The organism is Rhizobium sp. Root274, assembly GCF_001429245.1.
In the GTDB taxonomy this organism is placed as follows: Bacteria; Pseudomonadota; Alphaproteobacteria; order Rhizobiales; family Rhizobiaceae; genus Allorhizobium.
The window spans coordinates 1,250,939-1,277,261 of sequence record NZ_LMJE01000001.1 but is presented as its reverse complement, the minus strand read 5'-3'; the positions used below and the strand labels follow the sequence as shown (position 1 = coordinate 1,277,261).

The 26,323-nt window shown below is 62.9% G+C and carries 23 protein-coding genes and 1 tRNA gene; 11 read left to right on the top strand and 13 right to left on the bottom strand.

Features of this window, described 5'->3' with window-relative positions; genetic code table 11:
* Nucleotides 1-50: 50 nt before the first annotated feature.
* Nucleotides 51-124: transfer RNA gene (locus tag ASE36_RS06360), tRNA-Gly, on the top strand.
* 10 nt (nucleotides 125-134) lie between these two features.
* On the opposite strand, the gene ASE36_RS06355 is transcribed toward ASE36_RS06360, so the two are convergent.
* Entirely contained in the window at nucleotides 135-686 is a 552-nt protein-coding gene (locus ASE36_RS06355; protein WP_062276598.1) for an NADPH-dependent FMN reductase, read from the bottom strand.
* Nucleotides 687-740: 54 nt separating this feature from the next.
* On the opposite strand from ASE36_RS06355, the gene ASE36_RS06350 reads away from it, so the two are divergent.
* Nucleotides 741-2,288: a VOC family protein gene (locus tag ASE36_RS06350; protein ID WP_062276596.1), complete on the top strand. Its 1,548-nt coding sequence runs from the start codon at nucleotides 741-743 to the stop codon at nucleotides 2,286-2,288.
* Here the strand turns inward: ASE36_RS06350 and ASE36_RS06345 are convergent.
* Nucleotides 2,237-4,045, bottom strand: coding sequence for a glycosyltransferase family 2 protein (locus ASE36_RS06345; RefSeq protein ID WP_082510946.1), 1,809 nt, complete (start codon nucleotides 4,043-4,045; stop codon nucleotides 2,237-2,239). The genes ASE36_RS06350 and ASE36_RS06345 overlap by 52 nt on opposite strands.
* Before the next feature lie 291 nt (nucleotides 4,046-4,336).
* On the opposite strand from ASE36_RS06345, the gene ASE36_RS06340 reads away from it, so the two are divergent.
* Nucleotides 4,337-5,185, top strand: coding sequence for a transporter substrate-binding domain-containing protein (locus ASE36_RS06340; RefSeq protein WP_062276592.1), 849 nt, complete (start codon nucleotides 4,337-4,339; stop codon nucleotides 5,183-5,185).
* Nucleotides 5,186-5,209: 24 nt separating this feature from the next.
* Here ASE36_RS06340 and ASE36_RS06335 read toward each other — a convergent pair whose 3' ends face one another.
* The 5 genes from ASE36_RS06335 to ASE36_RS06315 all read right to left on the bottom strand — a co-directional run bounded on the left by ASE36_RS06335 (nucleotide 5,210) and on the right by ASE36_RS06315 (nucleotide 8,491).
* Nucleotides 5,210-5,623: a tellurite resistance TerB family protein gene (locus ASE36_RS06335; RefSeq protein ID WP_062276591.1), complete on the bottom strand. Its 414-nt coding sequence runs from the start codon at nucleotides 5,621-5,623 to the stop codon at nucleotides 5,210-5,212.
* A 140-nt stretch (nucleotides 5,624-5,763) separates the two neighbouring features.
* Nucleotides 5,764-6,486: a thermonuclease family protein gene (locus ASE36_RS06330; protein WP_062276589.1), complete on the bottom strand. Its 723-nt coding sequence runs from the start codon at nucleotides 6,484-6,486 to the stop codon at nucleotides 5,764-5,766.
* Between the two features lie 12 nt (nucleotides 6,487-6,498).
* Nucleotides 6,499-7,167 (bottom strand): helix-turn-helix transcriptional regulator, encoded by a 669-nt coding sequence (locus tag ASE36_RS06325; RefSeq protein ID WP_062276588.1) that lies wholly within the window; start codon nucleotides 7,165-7,167, stop codon nucleotides 6,499-6,501.
* Between the two features lie 122 nt (nucleotides 7,168-7,289).
* Entirely contained in the window at nucleotides 7,290-7,937 is a 648-nt protein-coding gene (locus ASE36_RS06320; RefSeq protein WP_062276586.1) for a response regulator, read from the bottom strand.
* 119 nt (nucleotides 7,938-8,056) lie between these two features.
* On the bottom strand, nucleotides 8,057-8,491 hold the full coding sequence (locus ASE36_RS06315) for a hypothetical protein (protein WP_082510858.1): 435 nt from the start codon (nucleotides 8,489-8,491) through the stop codon (nucleotides 8,057-8,059).
* A 104-nt stretch (nucleotides 8,492-8,595) separates the two neighbouring features.
* Between ASE36_RS06315 and ASE36_RS06310 the strand changes: the two genes are divergently transcribed.
* Together ASE36_RS06310 and ASE36_RS06305 are read left to right on the top strand one after the other, a co-directional pair.
* Entirely contained in the window at nucleotides 8,596-8,949 is a 354-nt protein-coding gene (locus ASE36_RS06310; protein ID WP_062276584.1) for a DUF952 domain-containing protein, read from the top strand.
* A 3-nt stretch (nucleotides 8,950-8,952) separates the two neighbouring features.
* Nucleotides 8,953-10,041 carry a quinone-dependent dihydroorotate dehydrogenase gene (locus ASE36_RS06305; RefSeq protein ID WP_062276582.1) on the top strand — a complete coding sequence of 363 codons (1,089 nt, stop codon included), beginning with the start codon at nucleotides 8,953-8,955 and terminating at the stop codon, nucleotides 10,039-10,041.
* On the opposite strand, the gene ASE36_RS06300 is transcribed toward ASE36_RS06305, so the two are convergent.
* The 3 genes from ASE36_RS06300 to ASE36_RS06290 are packed head-to-tail and all read right to left on the bottom strand — an operon-like array spanning nucleotide 10,017 to nucleotide 12,166.
* Entirely contained in the window at nucleotides 10,017-11,360 is a 1,344-nt protein-coding gene (locus tag ASE36_RS06300) for an MATE family efflux transporter (RefSeq protein WP_062276581.1), read from the bottom strand. The genes ASE36_RS06305 and ASE36_RS06300 overlap by 25 nt on opposite strands.
* A gap of 35 nt (nucleotides 11,361-11,395) precedes the next feature.
* Nucleotides 11,396-11,893, bottom strand: coding sequence for a CAP domain-containing protein (locus tag ASE36_RS06295; protein WP_062276579.1), 498 nt, complete (start codon nucleotides 11,891-11,893; stop codon nucleotides 11,396-11,398).
* A gap of 6 nt (nucleotides 11,894-11,899) precedes the next feature.
* The gene (locus ASE36_RS06290) at nucleotides 11,900-12,166 is read right to left on the bottom strand and encodes a DUF6460 domain-containing protein (protein ID WP_062276577.1); all 267 of its coding nucleotides are present in this window, start codon (nucleotides 12,164-12,166) and stop codon (nucleotides 11,900-11,902) included.
* Between the two features lie 155 nt (nucleotides 12,167-12,321).
* Here ASE36_RS06290 and ASE36_RS06285 point away from each other — a divergent pair, with 155 nt between their 5' ends.
* From ASE36_RS06285 to pdeM, 5 genes are all read left to right on the top strand, one after another.
* Complete coding sequence (locus ASE36_RS06285) at nucleotides 12,322-13,260, top strand: methyltransferase domain-containing protein (RefSeq protein WP_062276575.1); 939 nt, start codon at nucleotides 12,322-12,324, stop codon at nucleotides 13,258-13,260.
* 118 nt (nucleotides 13,261-13,378) lie between these two features.
* Nucleotides 13,379-14,017, top strand: coding sequence for a YitT family protein (locus ASE36_RS06280; protein WP_062276573.1), 639 nt, complete (start codon nucleotides 13,379-13,381; stop codon nucleotides 14,015-14,017).
* Nucleotides 14,018-14,022: 5 nt separating this feature from the next.
* A complete protein-coding gene (locus tag ASE36_RS06275) occupies nucleotides 14,023-14,850 on the top strand; it encodes a CPBP family intramembrane glutamic endopeptidase (RefSeq protein WP_156378578.1) in 828 nt (275 codons plus the stop codon).
* 53 nt (nucleotides 14,851-14,903) lie between these two features.
* On the top strand, nucleotides 14,904-17,411 hold the full coding sequence (locus tag ASE36_RS06270; protein ID WP_062276569.1) for a ligase-associated DNA damage response DEXH box helicase: 2,508 nt from the start codon (nucleotides 14,904-14,906) through the stop codon (nucleotides 17,409-17,411).
* 57 nt (nucleotides 17,412-17,468) lie between these two features.
* Nucleotides 17,469-18,185, top strand: coding sequence for a ligase-associated DNA damage response endonuclease PdeM (gene pdeM, locus ASE36_RS06265; protein ID WP_062278139.1), 717 nt, complete (start codon nucleotides 17,469-17,471; stop codon nucleotides 18,183-18,185).
* Between the two features lie 4 nt (nucleotides 18,186-18,189).
* Here pdeM and ASE36_RS06260 read toward each other — a convergent pair whose 3' ends face one another.
* The 3 genes from ASE36_RS06260 to ASE36_RS06250 form a co-directional block, all read right to left on the bottom strand.
* Nucleotides 18,190-18,993 (bottom strand): TIGR02186 family protein, encoded by an 804-nt coding sequence (locus ASE36_RS06260; protein WP_082510944.1) that lies wholly within the window; start codon nucleotides 18,991-18,993, stop codon nucleotides 18,190-18,192.
* Between the two features lie 7 nt (nucleotides 18,994-19,000).
* Nucleotides 19,001-19,915 (bottom strand): sulfite exporter TauE/SafE family protein, encoded by a 915-nt coding sequence (locus ASE36_RS06255; protein WP_062276567.1) that lies wholly within the window; start codon nucleotides 19,913-19,915, stop codon nucleotides 19,001-19,003.
* Between the two features lie 204 nt (nucleotides 19,916-20,119).
* Nucleotides 20,120-23,989, bottom strand: coding sequence for an SEL1-like repeat protein (locus ASE36_RS06250; RefSeq protein ID WP_062276566.1), 3,870 nt, complete (start codon nucleotides 23,987-23,989; stop codon nucleotides 20,120-20,122).
* A gap of 398 nt (nucleotides 23,990-24,387) precedes the next feature.
* On the opposite strand from ASE36_RS06250, the gene ASE36_RS06245 reads away from it, so the two are divergent.
* On the top strand, nucleotides 24,388-26,181 hold the full coding sequence (locus ASE36_RS06245; RefSeq protein ID WP_062276564.1) for an acyl-CoA dehydrogenase C-terminal domain-containing protein: 1,794 nt from the start codon (nucleotides 24,388-24,390) through the stop codon (nucleotides 26,179-26,181).
* Nucleotides 26,182-26,323: the final 142 nt, after the last annotated feature.

Sequence of the window (26,323 nt, the reverse complement as noted above, 5' to 3'; positions counted from 1 at the left end):
GCCGCCGACGCTTGACACCGGCGGCGAACTGTTGGATTCCTCTCCCCGTCGCGGGTGTAGCTCAATGGTAGAGCAGCAGCTTCCCAAGCTGAATACGAGGGTTCGATTCCCTTCACCCGCTCCAGTCTTTCTCGCTATTTGGCCGCAAACCGCCCAAACCCCGCGAGCAGCTCCCCCAGCCGCTTGGCCGTGGCCTCATCCGTGAGCTTACCCTCCGCATCGAACAGCGTATGCGCTCGTGACACCATCAGCCGCTTCTCCGAAAACACCCGGCAGCCCAGCGTGTGCAAGACGCTTAGCCAGGCATTCTGGCTGAGCAGGGTGCCGAAATTGCCGGGCGAGGCACCAACCAGCGCAAACGCTTTGCCACCGAAGACTTTGGCGATGTCGGAGGAGGGGCGTGACAGCCAGTCGATGGCATTCTTGAAGGGGCCGGGAATGCCGTTGTTGTATTCGGGCGTGAACAGGATCACGCCATCGGCGGCGATGATCTTGTCTTTCAGCGTCGTCACTGCGGCCGGAATGCCCCTGGCCTCTTCAAGGTCTCCGTCATAGAGCGGAATGCCATGGATGGTGGCGGCCTCCAGCGTGTAGCCGTCGCCCTTGATCTCAGCTGTGGCCCTCATAAGCGCCGTGTTGAGCGAGCCCTTGCGCAGGCTTCCCGAAATGCCGAGCAGTGCCACCATGGTCTTTTCCTTGCCTTCATATGTTGTAAGGGAGGGTAGAACAGGGAGATGAGCATGACCAGCGGCCTGCACCACATCACGGCGATCACCCGCAAGATCCAGGCTAATGTCGACTTCTACTGCGGCTTTCTCGGCCTGCGCCTCGTCAAGCGCACCGGCGGCTTCGAGGATGCGGCGCAGCTGCATCTCTTCTACGGGGATGCGGTGGCAAGCCCCGGCTCGCTCGTCTCCTTCCTGGCCTGGGAGGACGGCTCTGCGGGCCGCGTCGGTCATGGTGCGGCAAGCGAGATCGCCTTTGCCATCCGCCCGCAGGCGATCGGTTTCTGGCTCACCCGGGCGCTGCAGTCAGGCATCGGGGCCGAAGGCCCGGCGATGGAGTTCGGCGAGCCGGTGCTGCGGCTGAAGGATCCGGACGGCATCATCGTCAAGTTGGTGGGGACCGAGGCGGTGAAGGGTGGGACGCCCTGGAACTCGCGTGGCATCGAGGCCGACGACGCGATCATCGCTTTGCGCGGGGCGACGCTTCTCTCCGAGCATCCGGCAGAGACGACAGGTTTCCTGGCGCGTCATGGCGGGTTCGTGCCGGCGGAAACGGCCGGCAGCATCACCCGTATGACATCGAAGAGTGGCCAGATCCTCGATATCAGGGATGCGACCGGTTTCTGGCCGGCGGCCCCTGGTACCGGTGCCATCGACCATGTGGCGCTGCGCCTGCCCGATATCGCCGCCGTCGATGCCGAGGTCGCGTCGCTGGCGTCTGAGGGGATCGATGCGGTCAATGTGCATGACCGCAAGTATTTCTATTCGCTTTATGTGCGCGAGCCGGGCGGAGGCCTGATCGAGCTGGCGACCGATGATGGTCCGGGTTTCGCCGTCGATGAACCGCTGGAGACGCTCGGAACGACACTCTTCATCCCCGAGCATTTTCGCCTGCGCCGGGAGGACATCGTGCCCATGCTGCCGCAGTTCGGCCTGCCGGGGGAGCCGCGCATCCTCTATCGCGACCTGCCTTTCGTCCATCGCATCCACGAGGCTGACGCCCCGGATGGTTCAACGCTGATGCTGTTGCACGGCACCGGCGGCAATGAGGCAAGCCTCCTGCCGCTCGGCCGCAAGATCCGGCCGGGGGCGACCTTGATCGGGTTGCGCGGTCGGGCAACGGGGGAGGGCGTCGCACGCTTCTTCCGCCGCTTCGGGCCACTCGATTTCGACCAGGCCGATATAAGGGCAGAAGCGGAGGCATTTGCGGCCTTTGTCGAGCAAGCGGTCGAGACTTATGGCCTGGTGGCAAAAGAGACGGCCTATCTCGGTTATTCAAACGGGGCCAATCTCCTGGCTGCGGCAATGATGCTGCATCCCTGTCTCGTGCGCCGCGCCGTCCTGATCCGCCCGATGCCGGTGCTGGATGTCTGGCCTGAGACGGACCTTCGGGGAAGCGAGATCCTGATCCTGGCTGGAAGCGAAGATCTTCACCATGCTCGGTCAGTGAGCCTTGCGGACGGTCTGCAGGCGCTGGGGGCCAAAGTGACGCTGGAGGATGTCAACGCCGGTCACGAACTCTCTGGCGAGGATACGCTGCGCGCCGCCGCTTTCTTGCGCTGATCCTTTGCCAAGCGGCTGGGGCTGTGGGGTGTCTTGTTCCAGTAGAAGGGGCGCAGACGAAGTTCCACCACGGCCTTCCAGGCGGCCAGAGAGACGGACATCCAGTAAACCGGGATCATCATCCATTTCCACCCCATGCCCTGCTTTTCGCGGTCCGTCATCGGTGTGGCGCCGAGCGCGAAGAAAATCGTATAGCTGCCGACGATATTGACGATGTCGATGCCGAGCATGATCGTTGTGAACAGGCCGGGCTGCGGGGCCGGGATCTTCAAGAGAGACAGGATTGAGAGGGTCACGAAGATCAGCATGCCGGGATGGCTGAGTGCCGCGACCAGCATGCCGCCGACAAGCAGTTGAAAGACGAGAAAGGACAGCCAGCCCATGTCCCGGCCGGTTCGAAGGGGCTGGCGCATCAGCACCAGCCAGGTTTGCAGCCAGCCCTTGTACCAGCGGGTCCGCTGCCCGAGCCAAATTTTAAACGAAATGGGAGCGTCTTCCAGTGTGGGAAAGGTGATGGTCGAGGCGTGATAGCCCATGCGATGAAGCCGCATGCCGAGATCGGCATCCTCCGTCACGTTGAACGGATCCCAGCCGCCGCTGTCGATCAACACCCGCGTGCGAAAATGGTTGGACGTGCCACCGAGCGGCAATGGCATGCGATGAAAGCCGAGCGCCGGCAACAGACGCCGAAACAGGGCGGAATATTCGAGCGCGAAAATGGCGCTGATCCAGCTTTCTCCGGCATTGGCGATCACCAGCGGCGCCTGCAGGCAGGCGAGTTCCGGCGGGCCTAAGCGGAAGGCGTGATAGGCTTCGCGCAATTGCTGCGGATGCGGGCGATCCTCTGCGTCGTAGATGGTGAGGAATTCGCCGCGCGCACCCGCAAGCGCATAGGTGAGCGCCTTGGGTTTCGTCCGCGGGGCGAGTGCCGGCACCTCGACAACCTCGATATGCGGCCCGGGCCTGGCCGCTCGAATGGCGGCCAAGGTCTCTTCATCATCCGCCTCGCAGACGAGCTTAATATCGAGCCGGCTCTTCGGCCAGTCCAGCGTATCAAGGGCTGCCAGCAATTGCGGCACGACAGCCGCTTCGCGGTAGATGGCCACCATCACCGTATAGACCGGAAGGTGACCGGTCTCGGCTTCGAGCAAGGCACGGCGCGGCGGGTTCTTTCGGCCATAGGCTACCACCATCAGCCGGAGGAAGAGCCCACCCAGATGAAAGACGGACAACAGCATGTGAATGATGGCGAGACACAGGAGGGGCGCGAGCATGGCTGCAAGGCTGACGACGCAGAGAAAGAGGCCTGCAAGAAAGCCCTGGTCGCCGGTCACCACCAGCCGGGCGGAATTCGGGCGGGCCGTGTCGAACAGCTGGTGCACCGCCATTCTCGCGCGTCGGTCCTGCCCGACCCGCCATACGGCGCGCCGAAGGGCAGTGGGCGTGGTGATCACCATCTCATCGGCAAGACGGCCGCTTCGCTTGAGACGCGCGCGCAGGTTTTCCATCGACGTGATGGAGGGCAAGATGGCCATGACCGGCGGCCGGTCAGGATAATATAGTCGCAACAGGCGCGGTTCGGTCAGCTGACTGTCGATCGCCCGATGGTCGACGACGAGGTCGGGCGAAATCTCTGCCAGGAACGACAGGCCAAACATGCGCGCCAGGCCTGCAAAATAGGCGTCTTCCTCGACATCGCCGCTGGCCAGCAGCTCTTCCTCGATGGTCGTCCCCGTCTCCAGAGCGCGCTTTATCATGCGTGCGAGAAGAGGTTTGGAAATGCCGAGAGAATGGAGGAGCCTTGCCTCGGCTTCAAGGTTCGATAGGGGACGGTCCAAACCGGCCGATGTGCTTTCGCCCGGCCTGTTTTCATGTGATCCAGAAGCATTGCGCACGGCGACGAGCCGCGGGCCGTATTCCCTCGTCCACACCAAACTGATACACGTCACCGGATTACGACGACGCCCCCACTCACCCGGTTGATGATGATAGAGATGCGCGTAAAAGTTACATCCCTAGATTTCAAGGGGTTGTGCCAAGGGCTGGCGATGCTGTTCCTTGTACCCTTCCTGCCGGTCGGCCCAGCACAGGCACAGGCACAGGCCCAGGCTCAGGCTCAGGCTCAGGCAGCAGACCTGCCCGTGCTCTTCGATGCGCGTGAACGATTGGTGCGTCCGGATGTGAGCGGCATGCTGCGTCTGCGCTTCCTGACAACAACGGATTTTCCGCCCTTCAACTTCACCGACCAGGCCGACCGTCTCTCCGGTTTCCATGTCGATCTCGCCCGCGCCCTTTGCGAAGAGCTGGCGATGCAGGCGCGCTGTCAGATCCAGGCGCTGCCTTACGAACAACTTGCCGATGCGCTCGACGCGGGGCAGGGTGAGGCGGTACTTGCGGGCGTTGCGGTGACGCCTGAATTGCGCAAGCGTTTCCGGTTTACGCGTCCTTACCTGCTTTTGCCTGCGCGCTTTCTCGTCGACCGGAAACAGTATCCCGCCGGCACCGGTGCGCAAGACCTCTTCGGTCGCCCGGTCGGCGTCGTTAAGGACACGGCGCATGCGGCCATGCTGAAGACCTTCTTCCCGGACATCCGCGCTGTTCCGTTCAAGGATCGCGACACGCTGATGGAGGCGCTGAGAGACAAGCGGATCGATGCGGTTTTTGCCGATGCGCTGCAACTGTCCTTCTGGATGCAGAGCCCGGCCGCTGGCAATTGTTGCGCCTTCCTCGACGGCGCCTATCTCTCGGAAAACCATCTGGGCGAAGGCATGACCATCATGGTCGCAGGCAAGGACGACAGCCTTGCTGCAGCGCTGGAAAGTGCCCTGGCCGCCCTGTCGAAAAACGGGCGGCTCGAAGAGATTTACCTGCGATATTTCCCGGCCGGCCTTTATTGAGCTCGGACTTCCGGCAGAGCCCCGTCAGGCGCGGCGATAGCGGGCCGAGGCACTGCGCTCCAAGGCGGCACAAGTGAGCTTGTCGAGTTCGAAGCGGTCGCGCAGCAATTGCAGCAGGCGCAGTTCTTCCGGCTTGACCGACAGATCGACGGCAATGATTTCCACCGCCAGTGCATAGGCCGTTTCCCGCAGAAATTCCGGCAGCGCGTCGCGGATCGTCTCCAGCGCAATATCAAGACCTTCAGGCCCCGAAAGAAGTTTCGCGCAGCGCTGCGAGACCTCGATCAACTGATCCTTCTCGAAATCGTCGAAGACCGGAAGAATGTCGATCAGCTGGCCGATCCGCTTGAGTTCGGTTTCGGCCATGGCATTGTCGACCGCAGACGCCATGACCATGACGAAGATCAGGGCTTCTTGCGGAGAAACGTGGTTGTTCATCTGTCTTTTGTTCCTGTTGGCTGGCGAAAGAGTAGGGAGCATGACGACCCGTTTCAAGCAATGTCGCAGCCTTTCGGCCACTGGACGGGAAAGGCGCGGCTAGGAACGGCCCGGTGCAGTTCGATGGAATGGGGCTGGTGCTAGCGTACGGCATCACCAAAAAGCCCGCGTCTTTCGGCGCGGGCGATTTCGGTGAGGGAGGCAAGAGAAGACGTCGGCTCGGCCTCCGCCCATCCCTGTTTGGCAAGCCAGGCAGAGACGTCCTGCAGGCCGATCCAGCAGCGCGTTCGGATCTCTCCGGTCCACACGGTGCTGGCGGTTTCGCAGGCGAGCGAGCGGTTGCGGATGAAGAGGCGCTGCTGGGTTCGGGCCATCACGCCGCAAGCCCATTCGCTGCCTCCGGCATCCGGACAGCTGCGTTCGAGCGCCGTGGGGGTGACATCGATCAGCCGGACGGTCTGCGCCGCACCGAAGCCGATCAAGCCTGCCTGAAGACTGGTCGGCCGGTGCAGGAGGACCACCGCGGCCTTGGCCCGCTTGGGCGGGTCGGCAAGCGGCGCTCGCGCCTCGACCCGCTCCAGGTTCTCGGCATCGGCAAAAGCCGGTGAGGCGAATTGCTGCGGCTCGATGGCGCGGACCCGACGAGAGGGCTCAAGGGCCGCATCTTGAGACAATGTCCCCGCAGCAGCGGGCGGCGCGGCACTGACATCCGGAAGGTCGAGCTCTGCCGGATCGGGAACGTCGAGGTCCTGCATGTCGTAATCGACGGGATCCTCACGGAAGCTCTGGCCGGCTGTGACGACGAGGAAGCCCCAGACGAGGAGGCCGATCACGCCCGCGATGATGGTGGCGGTCCGTCGCATAGGTTCCAATTCCTACTGGCTGGCCCAGATGATCCGCGCCACCCATTCCACATCGCTCATCTCAAGACTGCGCGGCGGGTGTTCCGGATTGAGCGACTGCAACTCGATCGTCTTGGCGCTCTGGCGGGCAAGGATCTTGGCCATGACCTCGCCTTCGCGGGTCTTGACCACGACGCGATCGCCGCGCCTGACCTGGGCGCCCGGCTCGACGATCAGGATGTCACCGTCCCGATAGAGCGGCTTCATGCTCTCGCCCTGCACTTCGAGCGCATAGACCCCGTTGTTGCGCCCGGGCGCTGCCGGAAACTCGACCAGATCCCAGCCCTGGCCGGCCGGAAATCCACCGTCGTCGAAAAACCCGCCCGCACCCGCCTGGGCCATGCCGAGCAGGGGGATCGAGCTTGCCTGCGGCGGAAAAGATCCCTCCGGCAACTGGCTTGCGCGCAGGCTGTCCGGCGAGACGTAGCGCATGAACTGATCCAAGCTGGCGCCGGTTGCCTCCAGCACCTTGGAGATGGATTCGGTGGAGGGCCAGCGCATGCGGCCGTCGGCGCCGACGCGCTTGGATTTGTTGAACGAAGTGGGGTCGAGCCCAGCACGGCGTGCGAGACCGGAAGGCGTCAGCGCGTGCTGCTCCGCCAGCCTGTCAATCGCGGCCCATATGCTGTCATGCGAAAGCATTTTCGCGCCCCACCGTTAACCGGCAGGTCGGATGGGTCCTGTCCGGCAGTCGGCAGAACCATACTGGAGCGGGGCCGCAGAGTAAAGCGAAAAGGAATAAAATCCTCAACGAGAAAGGTTGATCAGGCCACCATCGCCATGTTGATCTTGCCGAGCTGGATGACCGCCTGGGTCCGGCTGTCGACCTTGAGCTTCAACAGGATCGCCGAGACATGAGCCTTGATCGTTGCCTCCGAGACGCCGAGCTCATAGGCAATCTGCTTGTTGAGCAGGCCTTCGCCCAGCATGCCGAGCACGCGGCTCTGCTGCGGCGTGAGCGTGCGCAGGCGGTTGATCAGGTCGGCGACATCAGGGTCGGTCTCCTGGCCACCGGTATAACTGGCGGGCGTTGCGATATCGCCTTCCAGAACCGACTGGATTCCGGCCCGGATGTCCTCGATGCCGGCCGATTTCGAGATGAAGCCCGAGGCGCCGAGCTCCAGTGCGCGGCGGATGGTGACGGGATCGTCGGTCGCAGATACGATGACCAGCGGCAGGCTGGCGAATTCCGCCCGAAGCGCCATCAGGCCGGAAAAACCGGAAACGCCCGGCATGGCAAGATCGAGCAGCATGAGATCGGCATCGGGATGACTGGCGGCAGCCTTGCGCGCCGCCTCGAAATCGCCCGCCTCAATGATGGTCTGGTTTCCGTCTATGCCCGTGACCGCCTGGCGCAGCGCGCCGCGGAACAGCGGATGATCGTCAGCGATGATGAAGGTCGATGCAGCCATGTCAAAGCCCCCTCCCAAGAGCGATGTCATTTGCGCGTGATCGCGTCTTCTTCTTTTAGCGCCTGCTGCGGCACTAGACAATGGTTGTGCAAAGAATGGCACACGCAGTGCCATAGGCGTCAGGTTCCATCTGGCGAGGGCCTGTCCTCTTCGCCCCGGAATTCTTGCATCAGATTGAAGAAGGCGCGCATGAAGCGTTCCATGATGCCGATTGACCGGTCGATTTCGGCATCGCTCGGCAAGGGCGCGCTGGCGGCCGGGCGTCCACTGGCCAGTTGCTGTTCCAGTGCCTCAACGCGCTTCTCCAGCCGGGCGAGATCGGCATCATAGGCCGCGCGTTCATCGGCGCCCATCCGGCAGGTCAGAGTTCCCTCAGCCTCGGTGCAAAGCGTGACCGCCCCGGTCTGACGGTCGAGCCGGACGAAGCCACTCTCGGATTTTTCCAGAATGTAGCGGTCGGCCACACCGTCCTGAGCCAGGACCGGTGCGGCGAACAGCAATGGAGCGAGACTTGTGACCGTGAGCAGCAGAATTGCGGGTTGGGAAAAACGCATGGTGACCTCCTCTTGATCGGGACCACAGCCTGCGGCGTGGACTTTTGGCGCGGTTTGCGGCAAACCGCAGCCCGACGCCTGATCATCGAGAGAGGAGCCGGACCATGGTGAAAACCATATACAAGATTGTGCCGCAGGAATTGTGGCGACAGGCCCGGCAAGAGGGTGTTTTCCGGGGCGCTCCGATCGACCTGAAGGACGGCTACATCCATTTCTCCACCGGGTCACAGGCCGTTGAGACCGCGCGGTTGCATTTTGCCGGCGAAGCGGACCTGGTGCTGGTGGCGGTAGATGCCACGGTCTTTGGAGATGCCTTGAAATGGGAGCCGTCGCGCGGCGGCGATCTTTTCCCCCATCTGTTTGCCGATCTGCCGCTCGATGCCGTGCTCTGGGAAAAGCCGCTGCCGCTCAGGGCAGACGGCCTCCATGTGTTTCCCGCCGACATGAAGGAGGCTTGACCGATGCCCGATCTTTTCTCGCTCGGCCGTCGCGGCCTCTTCCTCTTCGACGCCGAGACGGCCCATGGCCTGTCGATCGCAGGCCTGAAGACGGGCCTCGTACCTGCCTGCCGGACCGCTGCCGATCCGCGCCTTGCCCAGACCGTTGCCGGCATCCGCTTTCCAAACCCGCTCGGCATGGCCGCCGGATATGACAAGAATGCCGAAGTGCCGGATGCGCTGCTCTCGCTCGGCTTCGGTTTCGCCGAAGTCGGCACGCTGACGCCCAAGGCCCAGTCCGGCAATCCGAAGCCGCGCATCTTCCGGTTGGAGCGCGATCGCGCCGTGATCAATCGCCTCGGCTTCAACAACGAAGGCCACGATGCGGCGCTCGCGCGGCTATCGGCCAGAGGCAACCGCCCCGGAATCGTCGGCGTCAATATCGGTGCCAACAAGGATGCGGCAGACCGCGTGGCCGATTATGTCGCCGGGATCCGCCGCTTCTATTCGGTCGCCGGGTATTTCACCGCCAATATCTCCTCCCCCAACACCCCGGGTCTGCGCGACCTGCAGGCCAAGGAGAGCCTCGATGCGCTCCTCTCGGCCGTGCTGGCCGCCCGCAAAGAGGAGGCGATCCGGGCCGGCAAACGCCTGCCGGTCTTCCTGAAGATCGCGCCGGACCTCACCGAGGAAGGTTTGGACGACATTGCCGAAGTGGCGCTCGCCCATGATCTCGATGGCCTGATCGTTTCCAACACGACGCTGTCACGCGATGACCTCACCGACCGCACCCATGCCGGAGAGGCGGGGGGACTGTCCGGGGCGCCGCTCTTCGACAAGTCGACAGCGGTCTTGGCGCGCATGCGTAAGCGCGTCGGTGCCGCCCTCCCGATCATCGGTGTCGGGGGTGTGTCATCGGCCGAAACAGCACTCGAGAAGATCCGGGCAGGTGCGGATCTTGTCCAGCTCTATTCCTGCATGGTCTATGAAGGCCCGGCGCTTCCCGGCCGTATTATCAAGGGGCTTTCCGCAATCCTCGACCGCGAGGGCGTGTCGAACATCCGCGATTTGCGCGACACGCGGCTCGATCATTGGCTCTCCGCGAAGGTCTGATCGGCCTTCGCCTTGAGCCGTGACAGGAGCAGCAGGCCGCGGAGCGCCAGGAAGACGTTGAGCGCCATCCAGAGCCCGTGATTGCCGAGAAGCGGCACGAGAACGGCGGCGCTCGCGAGGTAGCCGAGAAGCGCGAGGATCATCATGTTGCGCATCTCGGACGACCAGGTGGCGCCGATAAAGACGCCGTCCATCTGGAAGGCAAGCGCGCCGGTGAGCGCGGTCAGCGCCGCATAGGGCAGGTAGGTTTCGGCAAGCGTCCTGACTTCGCCGGCGGTCGTGATGAAGGCGATGATCGCGTCGCCGAAAGCGAGGAAGAAGCCGAGGCTCGCGACAGCCAGACCGAAGGACCACAGCCCGGTGAGGCGCACCGCCCTCAGGAATGCAGGTCGATACCGCGCACCGACGGCCTCGCCGACAATCTGTTCGGCGGCGGTCGCCATGCCGTCGAGGTAGAAGCTCGAGATCATGAAGAAGTTCATCAGCACCGCATTGGCGGCCAGTGTCACCGCGCCGAAGCCGGAGCCGATGCGGGTCATCACGGTGAAAGCCGTGATCAGCGAGAAGGTGCGGATGAGAATGTCACGGTTGAGCCGGAAGAGCGCCATCAGTTTAGCACCGTCGTTCAGCATCGTAAGGCGGGGCATAGCCGCTGCGCCATAACGCCAGAAGATGAAACCGATGCCGGCCAGCATGGCGACGGTTTCGCCGATCACCGTTCCCCAGGCAACCCCGGCAATGCCGTAGCCGAAGGTAAGGCCGAGCAGGATCGACATGACGATGTTGACGCCGTTGAGCAGGATCTGCAGCGCCAGTCCGATGGACCCCAGCCCGCGTCCGAGCACGAAGCCAAGCAGGGTGAAATTGGCAAGCGTGACCGGCGCGGACAGAATGCGGATGCCGATATACGTCGCCGCCGCCGAATGGACCTCTCCGGTGGCGCCCATCAGGGCTGGGCCGCCGCGGACGATCAGAGGCGACGCAATCAGAATCAACAGCCCGAAACCGATCGAGAGCGCGATCGACCGCCAGAAGACAGCGAAAAGCTCGCCCGTTTCACTACGCCCCTGCGCCTGCGCCACAAGTGCCGTCGTTGAGGCGCGCAAGAAGTTTAGGCTGGCGAACAAGAGGTCGAAGAGCGCAGCGGCAATGGCAAGGCCGGCCAAGGCTTCGGCTGAGCCGGAACGTCCGACCACGGCGGTGTCGGTCAGGCCCAAAAGGGGCGTGGTAACGAAGCCGAGCGTCATCGGCACGGCGATCGCAAGAACGGATCGGTTGGTGACGGAGAAGGTCCGGATGGGGGAGGGGGACGAATTCATGCGATGCTCCGGCGGGAACCGGAGCGGAGAATCGCTCAGGCCGACAGCACCATGGCCCAATAAGGCCGGTTACCGGAAGAGGCATCCCAGGCGACGGCGACGCCGAGCCCGTTGAAATTTCCCAGCATGTTGTCGAGGTGGCGCTTCGAATCGATCCAGGCCTGGACGGCGCGCTGCACCGTATCCTGGCCGGCGGCAATGTTCTCGGCGGCCGGCAAGGGTACGCCATGTCCCTTCATGCGCGCGGCAAAGCTGTCGTTGAAACCGATCAGGTGTGACATCTGGCCCGCCCGTGCCATGCGTTTCGCCTGGGCGACGGCGGCGATTTCCGCCTGCGCATTCCGGCTCAGCGAAGAGAGGCCGCGCGATTGCCGCAGCGTGTTGACCATGGGAAGGGCAGCCGTCGTCTCCACCCGGGACTGGCCGTCGTTGGGCGTGAGAACGTCGGTGGTCCGGCAGCCGGCGATGGCGGCGGCAAAGCCGCCTGCGGACAGCAGGAGCAGCCGCCTGCGCGGCAGGGAGGGGAGTGTCATCAGGGATCAGTTCCGGGAGGCGAACAGGCGCAGAATGATGAAGGCCGGGATGACCACCGTCGCGCCGATCAGGAAATACTGCCCGACCCGGCCCAACGCATCGAAACCCGTGTGCCAGAGATCGATGATGAAGTAGCGGACACCGTTGATCAGATCCATCGGTTCAAGCCCGAAGATTGCCATGACGAAGCCGACGATCAGCGAAACGACGATCAGCTTGACCAGCGTCCTGCCGGGTGTGTCGCCGAGAAATCGATTGATACCGTCCGCCATGCCTGTCTCCTGTTGTTGGCGAAGATATGGGCGAACCGCCCTTTCCATGCAAGTCGCCGGCTCTGGTCTTGCCGATAGGACTTGAGTTTTTTCCGCTGATCGGTCAAGACCGCGCGCCTTGGCCGCGTTGGAAAAGGCGTTGAGGACCTTAGCCGATGCATCCCACGCAGTTCTCGTCCGGCGACGTCATCGCCGATCGCCGCGCCGATTATGCCCGCATGCTCGCCGACAATGGCGAACATGAGGCAGCCGTCGAGCTGATGGAGCAGGCGCTGGAACTGGCACCGGATTGGACGGCGGGTCTCGTGCGGCTCGCGGATTATGCGGAAAAGGTCGGCGCCAAGGAGAAGGCCGTTGTCGCCTTGCGCAAGGTGCTGGAGCGGGATGCTGAAGATCTCTTCGGGGCCCGTCTGAAACTGGCGCTGCTCGGCGCTGAGGAAGTCCCCGATGCGCCGCCGAGCGCCTATGTCGAAGCTCTGTTTGATGACTACGCAGACCGTTTCGACAAGGCTCTGGTCGAGCGCCTCGACTATACGGTTCCGGCAAAGCTTGCCGCACTTGTCGCGGAGCATCATCCGGATAGGTTCGAGACGACGGTCGACCTCGGCTGTGGCACGGGCCTCTTCGGTGCCGAGATCCGCGAGCGCACGGACCGGCTTGAGGGTTTCGATCTCTCGGTGAACATGCTGGCCAAGGCCGGTGAGAAGCATCTCTACGATCTTCTTGATAAGGCTGACCTGTCGCTCGAGGCCACGGTATCGGGCCTCTTCGCCGATGGGCTCCGGGCAGCCCGGGCCGACCTCGTTTCAGCGGCAGATGTGCTGATGTATCTGGGTGACCTCGGCAACGCGTTTTCCCTGGCGGCAAGCCTTACAAGATCTGGCGGCCTCTTCGCCTTCTCGGTCGAGGATGCCGGGGAGGGTGACGGCTTTCTCCTCGCTCCGAGCCTGCGTTATGCCCACACCGAGGCCCATGTCCGTGCGGGTCTGGCGGAAGCCGGCTTCGAACTGATCACACTGCGCCGAACCACCATTCGCATGGATGGCGGCAAACCGGTCTCCGGCATCCTGTTTCTTGCGTTGAGAAGGCCCTGAAAAGCAGCTTTGTTGCGATTTCATCGATAGGTCAGCTTTCCTGACCCATCGCTCTTGCGGATCGCCGATTCTCGCGTAGCATTTGTCTCGGGAGGCCACCGGTTTCTGGAGAGATGTGATGGCGCAAATGACGAGCATGCTGGGCATCTGGAATTCCAACCCGACCCGCCACAGCCCGGCGGAAGATCTGCAGGGCCTCGTAGCCGGCAGCCTGATCGCCGCCCTTGGCCTCTATTTCCTCGCCAAGGTCGGGCTCCTGACCGGCGGCATGGCCGGCCTCGCCTTCGTGTTGCATTACTGGAGCGGCTGGAGCTTCGGTCTGCTCTTCTTCCTGCTCAACCTGCCCTTCTACATCCTGTCCTTCCGCCGCGTCGGTCTCGATTTCACCATCAAGACCTTCCTCGCTATCGGGCTCACGTCCTTCCTCGTCGAAATCGAAAGCCGCTTTCTGGTGATCGAAAGCATTGCTCCCGTCTGGGCCGCGGTGCTGGGCGGTTTGTTGCTCGGCTTCGGGCTGCTGGCGCTTTACCGCCATCGCGCCAGCCTCGGCGGTATCGGTATTCTTGCCGTCTACATTCAGGACCGTTTCGGCATCCGCGCCGGCCTCGTGCAGCTTGCCTTCGACCTCTGTGTCATGGTGCTTGCCTTCGCCGTGGTCAGCCCGGGCGTGGTGCTCTATTCTGTCATTGGAGCGGTGGTGTTGAACCTGTTTCTCGCCATCAACCACCGCTCGGATCGGTACATCGCGCTAAGGTAACACTCTTGGTCGCCGCAGATCTCTCGAGACCCGCCTCTCTCCGACGTCGTCTCGCCACCTTTTACGGCGTGACGCTCGGCGTCTCCTGGAGCTGGTGGGGCTGGATGTTTTTCAGCGGTCAGATGGTGGAGCCGGGTTCATCCGCGTCGCATCTTCCGGGACTGGCCGGGCCGCTGGTCGGAGCTGTTGTCTCCACCGCGGTCTTTGAGGGCAGGGCAGGCCTTCGGGATCTGTTTCGCAGAGGTCTGCGCATACCGAGCCGCCCCTGGCTTGCGCTTGGGCTCATCCTATTGCCGCTCGTGCTGCTCGCCGTTACGATCCTCATTGGCCACGCCAAAGGCGAGGGTTGGCCGCCGGTGAACGCGTTTTTCGACTATCCCGGTGTACCGTCGACCACCGGATGGTGGATGTCGATCATTCTAGTCCTACTCCTCAATGGTTTTGGAGAAGAAGTCGGCTGGCGGGGATACGCTTTTGAGCGGCTGCTGGCAGAGCGTTCGGCGCAAAGGGCGACCCTCTGGGTCGCTCTGCTCTGGCTCTTCTGGCATCTCCCCTTGTTCTTCGTTCACCGCAATATGGCGGAGATGATCGGTCCCGCTCTCCTCGGTTGGGCCATAGGGCTCCTGCTCGGCGCTTTCGTTCTATCCTGGCTGTATCTAACCTTTGAGCGCTCCATCCTCGTTTGCGCCCTTTGGCACACCGCCTATAATTTCGCCGTGGCGACCCCAGCCGGCGGCGAGTTGGCGCCTGCAGTCATCTCGACAGTTGTCATGGTCGCAGGTCTCTGGGCCGTATGGGTCCTGCGCGACAGCCAGAAGCGAGAGCCGAGATAGACTGTCGGCTACCTGCCTCTTCTCTTTCCGCTCCCGTCCACTACCTTGGCGCAGTGAACACATCTGATTCCGATCTCTCGCTGCTGCCTGCCCCCTTCCTTCGCTGGTTCGGCGAAAAAGGATGGCGCCCGCGCGCGCATCAGATGGAGCTGCTGGCGCGGGCGAGGGCGGGTGAGAGCCTTCTGCTGATCGCGCCGACAGGTGCGGGCAAGACGCTGGCGGGTTTCCTGCCAGCCTTGACGGACCTCACCGAGCGCGGCGCTAAGAAGCCGGGCGAGGCCTTCACCGGCATCCACACGCTCTACATCTCGCCGCTCAAGGCGCTCGCGGTCGATATCGAGCGCAACCTGATGAAGCCCGTCACAGAGATGGGGCTGCCGATCACCATCGAAAACCGGACCGGCGATACTCCGGCTGGCAAACGCCAGCGGCAGAAGCTGAACCCGCCCGACATCCTGCTGACCACGCCGGAGCAACTGGCGCTGCTTCTGTCCCATTCCGATGCCATCAGGTTCTTCAAGGACCTGCGCTATGTCATCTTCGACGAGCTGCATTCGCTGGTGACCTCGAAGCGCGGGCATCTTCTCTCGCTGGGCCTTGCCCGCCTCAGGCGCCTCGCCCCGGATGTGAAGACCATAGGCCTCTCTGCCACGGTCGCGCAACCGATGGACTTGCGCCGCTGGCTGGTCGGCCAGCGAATGGACGAAGAAGCTGCATCCGGTGTGATTACCGTCGAAGGCGGGGCAAGGCCCAACATCACCATTCTGCAAACCGAGGAGCGCATTCCCTGGTCGGGCCATTCCGCCCGTTATGCCATCCCCGATGTCTACAACGTCCTGAAGGACTTCCAGACCACACTGCTCTTCGTCAACACGCGCTCTCAGGCCGAGATGCTGTTCCAGGAACTTTGGACGGTCAATGACGATAATCTGCCGATCGCGCTCCATCACGGCTCGCTCGACGTCTCGCAGCGACGGAAGGTCGAAGCGGCGATGGCCGAGAACAAATTGCGCGCCGTGGTCGCCACATCGACGCTCGATCTCGGCATCGACTGGGGTGATGTTGATCTTGTCGTCCATGTGGGGGCACCGAAGGGCGCCTCAAGGCTTGCCCAGCGCATCGGTCGTGCCAATCACCGTATGGACGAGCCGTCCCGCGCCATTCTTGTGCCCGCCAACCGCTTCGAGGTCATGGAATGCCAGGCGGCCCTCGACGCTAATTATCTCGGCGCGCAGGACACGCCGCCGGTGGGCGAGGGTTCGCTCGACGTGCTCGCCCAGCATGTGCTCGGCATGGCCTGTGCCGGCCCCTTCGATGAAGACGACCTATACGTCGAGGTGGTGAGCGCGCTGCCTTATTCAGCGCTTCCCCGAGAAACCTTTGCCCGCATCATCGATTTCGTCGCAACCGGCGGCTATGCCCTCCGGACCTATGAGCGCTACGCCCGGATTCGGAAAACGAAGGAGGGCCTCTGGCGTGTCTCCAACCCGCAGGTAGCGCAGCAATATCGTCTCAACCTCGGCACGATCGTCGAAATGCCCATGCTGAACGTGCGGCTGGTGAAGCGCAATCACCTCGGCTCGATCGGCCGGGGCGGCATGACTTTGGGCAAGGTCGAAGAATACTTCTTCGAGCAGTTGACCCAGGGCGATACCTTCCTGTTCTCCGGAAAGGTGCTGCGCTTTGAAGGCATCCGCGACAACGAGTGTCTCGTCTCCAACGCCTTCTCGCAGGATCCGAAGATCCCCGCCTATGCCGGCGGCAAGTTCCCCCTCTCAACCTATCTCGCCGACCAGGTCCGCGCCATGCTCGACGATCCCGCCCGCCGCACCAGCCTGCCGGACCAGGTGCGTGACTGGTTGTCGCTGCAAGAGGAAAAATCCGTGCTGCCGAAGCGCGGCGACCTGCTGATCGAGACCTTCCCGCGCGGCGAGCGCTTCTACATGGTCATCTATGCCTTCGAGGGCAGGCTGGCTCACCAGACGCTGGGCATGCTCCTGACCCGGCGTCTGGAGCGCATGGGGGCAAAGCCGCTGGGCTTCGTCGCCACCGATTATGCGCTGGCCATCTGGGCGCTCGAAGACATGGGCTCGCGCGTTGCCCGTGGTGTCCTCAGTCTCTCCGACCTGTTCGATCAGGATATGCTGGGCGACGATCTCGAAGCCTGGCTCGATGAGAGCTGGATGCTGAAGCGCACCTTCCGCACCTGCGCCGTGATCGCCGGCTTGATCGAAAAGCGCCATCCGGGCAAGGAAAAGTCCGGTCGGCAGGTGACGGTCTCGGCCGATCTTATCTATGACGTGCTGCGCAGCCACGAGCCGGACCACATCCTGATGCAGGCGACGCGACAGGATGCCGCCGCAGGACTTTTGGACATCGCCCGACTTGCCGATATGCTGGAGCGAATCAAGGGCCACATCCTGCACAAGCGGCTGGACCACATCTCGCCGCTTGCCGTGCCGGTTATGCTGGAAATCGGCAAGGAAACGGTGGCGGGTGAGGCGCAGGAACATGTGCTGTCCATGGCGGCCGAGGACCTGATCTCCGAGGCCATGGCCTGATATCGGGGCACCCGAAGGATGAAACGCCGGAAACGGCAGGACTGACGCATGACGAGCATGACTGCACGGCGGCTTTCGCCACCTGACACCACCCTTATCGCGACGGAGATCGCACTCTGCGGCGTTGCCGCTGTGTGCGACCTGACGGGTGCGCTTTACCTGCCGGATCAGGACACCCTCGTCGTCTCCGATCTGCATCTGGAAAAGGGTGCGGCCTTTGCCCGTCGTGGCCAGCTTCTGCCGCCCTACGATACGCTGGCAACCCTGCGAATGCTTGAAGCCGTTGTTGCGCGCTATCAGCCGAAGACAGTGATCAGCCTCGGCGACAATTTCCACGACCGGGTCGGCTCGGCCCTGATGCCTCTGCAGTTCCGCGAAATGATCCTGGCGCTGGCCCATGGCCGCGATCTTATTTGGATCAACGGTAACCACGATCCTGATGGCACGACCGGACTGCCCGGGATTTCGGCCGACGAGATCGCGCTTGCCGGTCTCACCTTTCGTCACGAACCCTCGCTCGCCCACGGCAGGGGCGAGGTGGCCGGTCACCTGCATCCTTCGGCGACCGTTCGGCGCCGGGAAAAATCCGTGCGGCGGCCGTGTTTCGCAACCGATGGCAGTCGTATGGTGATGCCATCCTTCGGGGTAACGACCGGCGGCCTCGACCTGCGCCACAAGGCCTTCACCGGTCTGTTCGCCCGCACCGACCTGATCGCCCACCTGATCGGTCGCGACCGGATCTATTCCGTGCGCTACGGCAATCTGCTGGGCTGAGCCCTTAATCCTTCCGGAAGACCAGACTCGCCAGCCAACCTGTGATCAGCGCGATCAGGACGGCAAACAGGCCGTAGACGAGCGGCTGCTCATGAGCAGCTTCAGTGATCGCTTCTTCCAGACCGGTCTTGATCACGCGAAGCGGCAATTCCTTTTCCGCAATAAACTCGCCTGACTTGAACAGATAGGCATGCACCATGTGCACCCCATCCGGAATGTTGGCAGGCAGGCGCAGCGTCGCCTTGAACAGGCTGGAGGAGACGAAGCGGACGCCGTTCGTGTCGCGCTGGTAGAGGCCCTGGCTCTGCTTCAGGCGACGGAATGCATCGCGAAACTCGGCAAGATTGGCGGCTGTGGTGATGTAGCCGGTCGGTGTGAGTGCCAGATGATCGATGCCGATATTGCGGGAGGTCAGCTCGCGTGCAACCGAAATCTGCTCGACCGGCCGGGTGCTGGCCAAGGAATAGGAGATCGGCATCTGCTCGAAGGTCATAGAGGTCCGGTTGACCCAGATGCCGAACAGCCGCTCTTTCCGGCGCACGGTTGTCCAGTCGCGCGGCCCTTCCAGCGTCACCACCACATCGTATTGACCGATGGCGAGCAGCAACTGGTCGGTATTGGCGAGCGCCCCGAAAATGGTGAGGTCGGCGCCGGAGAAATCCGAGGTGATCGCGATTTCGCTCGTCGAGGTGCCGATGTCGAGGCTTTCTTTGCCCGTGAAATCCAGCGCGAGCGGATCCTGGGCGGCAACCGGCAATGCGGTGAGCAGGGAGATCAGCAGCGCGGATACGAAGGTCGGGAGGCGAATGATCATCTCAGCCCCCGATCACGATCGAATAGATGTCGTCGGGGGGCACGATGAGCTCGATGGCCAGGCGAACGCCGACCGCGAGCACCAGCAGAGCAAGAAGTGCCCGCAATTGTTCGCCGCGCAGCTTTTGCCCCACGCGCACGCCGTATTGCGCCCCGATGACGCTCGCGACCATCAGGACGAAGGCGAGCACGATATCGACCGAATAACTTGTCACCGCCTGCACGATCGTGGTGTAGGCGGTGGTAAAAATGACCTGGAAGAGAGACGTACCTACGACCACGTTGGTCGGGATGCGCAAGAGATAGATCATAGCCGGCACCATGATGAAGCCGCCGCCGATACCCATCGGCGTCAGGATTCCGATCGCAAAGCCCAGCAGCAGGACGGGAATGACGCTGAGATAGACTTTCGACTTCTTGAAACGCATCTTGAACGGGAGACGGTGCACCCAGTTGTGTTCACCGGGGCGCTTTACGGTTGCCGAGGTATTGCCCGCGCTGCGGCGCATCGCCCTGAGGCTTTCCGACAGCATCAAGCTGCCGACTGTGCCGAGGAGGACCACGTAAAGCAGCGAGATGATCAGATCGAGTTGCCCCAGGCGGCGCAGCCAGGAAAAGATCCACACACCGACGGTTGCTCCCGTCAGACCGCCGATCAAAAGCATCGTGCCGAGCTTCATGTCGAGCGAGCCACGTCGGAAATGGGTGATGGCACCGGAGACGGAGGACGCCACGACTTGGTTCGCACCGGTCGCAACCGCAACGACGGGCGGGATGTTGTAGAAGATCAGGAGAGGTGTGATCAGGAAGCCGCCACCGACCCCGAACATGCCCGAGAGGAAGCCGACAGCCGCACCCATGCCGAGGATGATGAAGATATTGACCGACAACTCGGCGATCGGCAGATAGATCGTCACGTCAGGACCTCAAATGCGATTATCCGCGCTTGAGGCGCGGATCTCGTGCGGACCTGTTCGGCCCCTTTTTTGGATCAGTTCAGATGGACCAAGTCCTTGATCGGACTTGATCCCTCGGCATTTCCTTCTTGCGCCCGCATATTCCGCGAGTCAATTCAGCATCCCTGCATAGGCAGGGATTTTAGGCCTTTTGTGACGGCGCGATCACTTGTTGCGGGCAAGCAGTTCCTTCACCAGCTTGTCACTGACCTGACCGTTCGGCTCTTCGCCGATCGAGGTCTGGAAAGCCTTGATCGCAGTCACCGTCTTGGCGCCCATGACACCATCCGGATTGCCTGCATCAAATCCGTTCTTGTTGAGGATCGCCTGGATGTTGCGGATCGCCTTCTTCATGTCGATGCTGGCGGTCTTCAGGCCCTTGCCGGCCCATTCATCCGGCGTATTCGCTGAGTTGGCATCCGGGTCGAGCGGCGTTACCTTCCACAAATCAACCTCGGCGCGGGCGCGCTCCAGCTGATCCGGCTTCATCGCATTGGCCACTTCGTCGCGCTTCTGGGCGGCATCCTTGTCGCCACCCTTGGCGGCGATCGCAAACCACTTGTAGGACTGGGTCAGATCCGGTGCCGCACCATTGCCGCGCGCATAGAGAATGGCGAGGTTGAACTGGCTGTCGGAAACGCCCCGCTCAGCCGCCTTGCCGAACCATTCCACCGCCTTGGCATAATCCTGCGCGCCATCCTTGCCGGAGGCGTAGATGACGGCGAGGTTGTGCATGGCGCTGGCATTGCCGGAGGCTGCTGCCATTTCGTAGTAGCGTTTGGCTTCCTTGATGTCGGGCGCGAGACCGGTGCCCTTCTCCAGGAAGTTTGCCAGACGGTATTGTGCAAGCGCAAAGCCCTTGTCGGCGGAAAGCTTGTACCACTTTGCGGCTTCGGCAAAATTGTTCGCCACGCCACGACCTTCGGTGTAGCGCGCGCCGATTTCGAAGAGCGCCAGCGGATCGCCATTCTTCGCCGCAATCGAAAGCGACGGCGGCGTGATCTCCGCCGGCACGACGATTTCCGCGGCCGGTGCTGCGGGGGTAGGGGCAGTAGCGGCGACGACTGCAGCCGGTTGGCTCGGCGCCGGCGGCTGAGCAGATGCATTTGCCGGGGCAGCACGGTTGTCCAGCGTCTGAGCCGGGCCGGTTTCTGCCGGTGCCATCAGAGCATTGACTGGTGGTGTCGCAGGTGCCGCTGCGGTGATCGTGACGGGTTCGGGTGCCGGGGTCACCGGTGCGACAGCGGGCTCGACAACAGCCGGTGCCGGTGCCTCGGCTGGTGGTTCCGTCAATGCTGCAGTTTCGCTCGCTTCTGGCGCGACGGGTTCGGTGACCGGTGCTGCCTGGCTGACGCTGTCGGAGTTTGTCGCCTCGGCCGGCGTCACAAGCGTGTTTTCTTCGGGGGCAACGTCCTCGATGGCAACAGGCGCATCGCTCTTGGTCAGCGTGTTGACCAGCGGCATGGCCATAGCAGCAAGCAGGATCGCGCCAACGGCCATCAGGATCGGCCGGCGATAGCGTGCGAAGAGCGACGGCTGTCCAGGTTCGGAGGCCATCTTCACCTTTGCATTGGCCTTGCCGGCAGATTTGCCGGCGGTCGCCTTGGCAGCAGGGCTCGCCTTTTGCGTCTTGTTCATTTCCATCGCAGCAGCCTGTGCAGCGCGGCGGGCAGCGGCGATATAGTCGGTGCGGTCACCGGTTTCGGCATCCGAAGCGGATGACTTTGAGGCCTGCTGGCTGGCGCGCACGCGCTCAAGGATCTTGCGCACGTCGGGTGCGCCCGAACCGGGTTCCAGCAGTTCATTGGCTTCGTCAGGCGGCAGGACGTCGACCGGGTCGATGGACGGGGCGGGCTCAATGACCTCGCGGCCTTCCGTCTTCGCGGGCTGGGCCGGCTTCGGAGCCTTCTTGCTCGGCATCAGCTTCTTGCCGAGCCCGGCAAGCAGGCTGGGCTTCGATGCCTTCTTTTCGCGGGCGGCATCGATGACCGGCATGGCCGTCATTGTCTGGGCGAAATCGTCTGCTGCTGCCAGTAGCTCTTCATCCACAGGGTGGCTGGCGGCTGCAGCCGGCATTTCCGGCGGCTTCACGCTTGCCGAGGCTGGCATCGGTTCGGCGGGACGTGACGGCTGTGCCGCGGCAATCGGAGCCTGAGCGAACATCGGTGCCGAATCCTGCCGCTGGGAGGACTCGTGCAATTCGTCCAGCCGGCCGGCAATCTGCACCAGCGTATCGTGAAGGGCTTCGAAGGTGCGGTGGGTCCGCTCCTCGGAATGACGCGAATAGTCTTCGAGCTGCTTCAGGTGCTCGGAAAGAGCGGTGAGTGCCGAGAGGTCGGCTGGCTGCGCCGTGCCGCTCAGGAGATTGCGCTGGCTGAAGTTTGCCATCACCGTTTCAGCTGCCTGGCGAGCTGCCTCGATGATGTATTCGTCGCTGGTCGCAACATAGTCTTCCAGCGCCGAGATGCGGCCCGTCACTTCCGGATCGGTCGAGGGCTGGCTGATCAGGGCCGAGAGATGGGCGATCTGTTCTTCCAGACCGCGCAGGCTGGCGCTTTCGGAGCCCGGCACGCTCGAACTGGTTTCTTCCAGTCGGTCGACCACCGCGTTCAACCGGTCTTCCAGGTTGCGAAGCGCGCTGTCGTCGATCACGGCGGCTGCGTGCGGGGCATCCAGATCTTCGATGCGACGCGCAAGGATCTCCAGTCGGTCGGCCAGGCGATCGTTGACGGCGCCGCTGTCGAGCGCATCGATCTTGCGCGAGATATCGGCGAGATAGCCGGTCAGTTCCGGTGCCGGAACGGACGTCTGGCCCCGCTCCAGCATATAGGATAACTGGTCCAGTCGTTCTTCAAGGCGGACCGCACCCTGTTCGGCGGAGAGCTGCTCGATACGGACGGTCAGCAATTCCAGCCGCTCGGCCAGTTCCTGCGAGACATCTGCTTCGGGTGCGCGGCGCTCGGAAAGCGTCTCGATCTGGCGAGCGAGCCCGACCAGGCGATCTTCTAGTCGGTGGAACGTGGCCGGATCATTCGCTGGTCCGCTGGCCCGACTATTGGCGGCAATGGCACGGGTGATTTCGTCGAGGCGCAGGTCGAGCCCGGCGAACTGCTCCATCACCATGCGCTCGTTCGGATCGACATGCGCGCCGATATGCTCAAGCGCACTGGCGACCGTCATCAGCTTGTCTTCGAGCGCCCTGATGGTGCGGCTGTCGCTCATGCTGCCGAGCTGGGCCTTGATGTCATCAAGACGGTCGGCAAGACGGATGATCTCGTCGCGCATCGCGCCGGTGTCGAGCTCGTCGAGGCGCACCTCGACATCGCTCCAGCGCTGTTCCATGCGCTGCACGGTCTCTTCGCGGGCAAGCCCGTCCATCAGCGAGCGCAGCGCGTCGAAATCCTGGCGCAGGCCGTCGCTGCCCGGTGTGCGGGCGCTGTCCAGCTGCTGAATGCTGTCGGCCAGGCGCGCAAGGTCGGCGCGCAGGTCGTCTTGCGGGCGCTGTTCTTCGGCCATGGCGCGGATCGCGCGCATCTCGCTGCGCAGCCCGGCAATTTCGCGGGAGATCGTTTCGGCCACGTCCTGACGCAAGTCCTGGCGCAGACCGTTAAGCGGCTCGCCCATATCACGCGCTCTTGGAGCGGCAGCGGCGGGAAGGGACACGTTTGTCCGCGCTTCGCTGCGGGTGCTGAAACCCGGACGGGGCTCGGTGAGCGGCGGGGTTCTGACTGGCGCGCGCACGGGCTGATCGCCGCCACGGCTGTAAAGGCTGCCGCCGTCGGTGCCACGAGCACGGCTTTCTTCCAGTGCCTTTTGTCTTTGACGGATCTCGGCGAGCGGATCGACCCGACGCGGCGGCTCTTCGGGCCGGCTGCGCGGCAGCGGGCGAGCGGGCGCTTCTGGCGCTGCAACCCGTGCGCCCGACTGGGTCATCAGGCCTTCGATCCTTGCCTCAAGCCCCTCGATGGTACGGCTCAGCGCATCCAGCGAGGACGAGCTGCCGGGGCGCGGAGAGGGGGATCGAGATCCGTTCATGGTTCTGCTCGCTTCATGATGCGGGAAGGGCGTTATCCCCCCTGATGCGTCCGATGCCGCCGATCCTATGGCTCGTTTCCTGCGTCCTGGCCCCAGTTGCGGCAGGGATGGCGGGAATCGGCTTCGGATCATCGGCTTTCAAACGCAACCTTTCATGAAACATGGTAAACAAGCCGTTAAGTCGGGTTAAGAAATGCGCGAACTCGGTTAAGTTCAGCTCTGCCTGAAATGCCCCGCACAAGCCGGGACGGGCAGCCTGCGCGGGGGAGGGGTGGCCGTCCGCGCCGAGGTGAAAATCGAGCCCGGCATAATTTTGACGTTTACGCGCACGTCAATTATTTGTATAAGCCAGAACAGTCCGATCCGTCGGAACCGAAGTCTTTGGAGGAAGATGACCGATGCCTGTCTACAAGGCCCCCGTAAACGACACGCTTTTCATTCTCAACGACGTCCTTGGTCTCGAGCGGTACAACAACCTGCCGGGCTTTGAAGACGCGACACCCGACATGATCGAGGCGATCGTCGGCGAGGCTGCAAAGCTCGCGGAAGAGCAGCTTTTCCCGCTCAATCTCTCCGGCGACCAGGAGGGCTGCGTTCGCTCAGACGACGGCTCCGTCAAGACGCCGAAAGGCTTCAAGCAGGCTTACGACGCCTATTGTCAAGGCGGCTGGCTCGGCCTCTCCATTCCGGCTGAGTACGGCGGCCAGGGTCTGCCCTACGTGCTGCATTCGGCCGTCGGCGAATACATGTCGTCGGCCAACATGGCGTTGATGATGTATCCGGGCCTGACCCAGGGCGCGATCGCCGCGATCCTCGTCCATGGCTCCGACGAACAGAAGCAGAAATACCTGCCGAAGATGGTCGAGGGCATCTGGACCGGCACCATGAACCTGACCGAGCCTCATTGCGGCACCGACCTCGGCCTGCTGCGCACCAAGGCAGTCCCTAACGGCGACGGCTCCTACAAGATTTCCGGCCAGAAGATCTTCATCTCGGCCGGCGAACACGACATGTCGGATAACATCATTCACCTCGTGCTCGCCCGCATCGAAGGCGCGCCTGAAGGCACCAAGGGCATTTCGCTCTTCATCGTGCCGAAGTACATGGTCGGCGACGACGGCTCGGTTGGCAGCCGCAACACGGTTTCCTGCGGCGCCATCGAGCACAAGATGGGCATCCACGGCAACGCTACCTGCGTGATGAACTATGACGAGGCGACCGGTTACCTGATCGGCGCCGAGAACAAGGGCCTCGCTGCCATGTTCGTCATGATGAACGAAGCCCGCCTCGGCGTTGGCCTGCAGGGTCTGTCGATCTCTGAGATCGCCTATCAGAACGCCGCCAACTATGCGCGCGAGCGTATCCAGGGTCGCTCTCTCTCCGGCGTCAAGGCGCCGGAAAAGAAGGCTGATCCGATCATCGTCCACCCGGACATCCGCCGCGCGCTCCTGACCATCAAGGCATTCAACGAGGCCGGCCGCGCCTTCACGCTCTGGACCGCGCTCAAGTCCGACATCGCGCACCGTTCACACGACGCGGCTGAAAAACAGCTGGCTGACGACGTGCTCGGCCTGATGACGCCGATCCTCAAGGGCGTCCTGACCGACAAGGGCTTCGACCATGCGGTCATGGCCCAGCAGGTCTATGGCGGTCACGGCTATATCGAAGAATGGGGCATGAGCCAGTATGTCCGCGATGCCCGCATAGCGATGATCTACGAAGGTGCCAACGGTATTCAGGCGCTCGACCTCGTCGGCCGCAAGCTTGGCCTCAACGGCGGTCGTGCGGTGATGGCGCTGTTCAAGGAAATTGGTGATTTCTGCGAGGAGAACCGTTCGGACGAGAACCTCTCCGCCTACACCAAGAGCTTGAAGAAGGGCTTGAACGACCTGCAGGCCGCGACCATGTGGTTCATGCAGAACGCCATGGCCAAGCCCGACAACGCCGGTGCCGGCTCGACCGACTACATGCACCTCTTCGGCCTCGTTGTGCTTGGTTACATGTGGGCCAAGATGGCCAAGGCCGCACACGAAAACCTGGCATCCGGTTCTGGTGATGCCGACTACTACAAGAACAAGCTGTTGACCGGCCGTTTCTACATGGAGAAGGTCATGCCGGAGACGGCGCTGCGCAAGGCCCGCATCGAGACTGGCGCGGACAGCCTCATGGAAATGGCCGCCGAGGCGTTTTGATCTTCCCCTTCTCCCCAGCGGGGAGAAGGTGGCCTTATAGGGCCGGATGAGGGGGCGCTTGCGCAATCGGCCCCCTCACCGCCTCGCATTCGCTCGGCACTTCTCCCAGCTGGGGAGAAGAGGGAAAAATTCCGGCGCCCCG

Bases quoted from the DNA above. Each gene is read 5' to 3' on its own strand.
- ASE36_RS06320 (WP_062276586.1), bottom strand. From the start codon at position 7,937: ATGGCTGCATCGACCTTCATCATCGCTGACGATCATCCGCTGTTCCGC.
- ASE36_RS06335 (WP_062276591.1), bottom strand. From the start codon at position 5,623: ATGAACAACCACGTTTCTCCGCAAGAAGCCCTGATCTTCGTCATGGTC.
- ASE36_RS06325 (WP_062276588.1), bottom strand. From the start codon at position 7,167: ATGCTTTCGCATGACAGCATATGGGCCGCGATTGACAGGCTGGCGGAG.
- ASE36_RS06290 (WP_062276577.1), bottom strand. From the start codon at position 12,166: ATGGCGGACGGTATCAATCGATTTCTCGGCGACACACCCGGCAGGACG.
- ASE36_RS06300 (WP_062276581.1), bottom strand. From the start codon at position 11,360: ATGAATTCGTCCCCCTCCCCCATCCGGACCTTCTCCGTCACCAACCGA.
- ASE36_RS06350 (WP_062276596.1), top strand. From the start codon at position 741: ATGACCAGCGGCCTGCACCACATCACGGCGATCACCCGCAAGATCCAG.
- ASE36_RS06285 (WP_062276575.1), top strand. From the start codon at position 12,322: ATGCATCCCACGCAGTTCTCGTCCGGCGACGTCATCGCCGATCGCCGC.
- ASE36_RS06340 (WP_062276592.1), top strand. From the start codon at position 4,337: ATGCTGTTCCTTGTACCCTTCCTGCCGGTCGGCCCAGCACAGGCACAG.
- ASE36_RS06305 (WP_062276582.1), top strand. From the start codon at position 8,953: ATGCCCGATCTTTTCTCGCTCGGCCGTCGCGGCCTCTTCCTCTTCGAC.
- ASE36_RS06310 (WP_062276584.1), top strand. From the start codon at position 8,596: ATGGTGAAAACCATATACAAGATTGTGCCGCAGGAATTGTGGCGACAG.
- ASE36_RS06345 (WP_082510946.1), bottom strand. From the start codon at position 4,045: ATGATAAAGCGCGCTCTGGAGACGGGGACGACCATCGAGGAAGAGCTG.
- ASE36_RS06250 (WP_062276566.1), bottom strand. From the start codon at position 23,989: ATGAACGGATCTCGATCCCCCTCTCCGCGCCCCGGCAGCTCGTCCTCG.
- ASE36_RS06280 (WP_062276573.1), top strand. From the start codon at position 13,379: ATGGCGCAAATGACGAGCATGCTGGGCATCTGGAATTCCAACCCGACC.
- ASE36_RS06315 (WP_082510858.1), bottom strand. From the start codon at position 8,491: ATGCGTTTTTCCCAACCCGCAATTCTGCTGCTCACGGTCACAAGTCTC.
- ASE36_RS06330 (WP_062276589.1), bottom strand. From the start codon at position 6,486: ATGCGACGGACCGCCACCATCATCGCGGGCGTGATCGGCCTCCTCGTC.
- pdeM (WP_062278139.1), top strand. From the start codon at position 17,469: ATGACTGCACGGCGGCTTTCGCCACCTGACACCACCCTTATCGCGACG.
- ASE36_RS06355 (WP_062276598.1), bottom strand. From the start codon at position 686: ATGGTGGCACTGCTCGGCATTTCGGGAAGCCTGCGCAAGGGCTCGCTC.
- ASE36_RS06245 (WP_062276564.1), top strand. From the start codon at position 24,388: ATGCCTGTCTACAAGGCCCCCGTAAACGACACGCTTTTCATTCTCAAC.
- ASE36_RS06295 (WP_062276579.1), bottom strand. From the start codon at position 11,893: ATGACACTCCCCTCCCTGCCGCGCAGGCGGCTGCTCCTGCTGTCCGCA.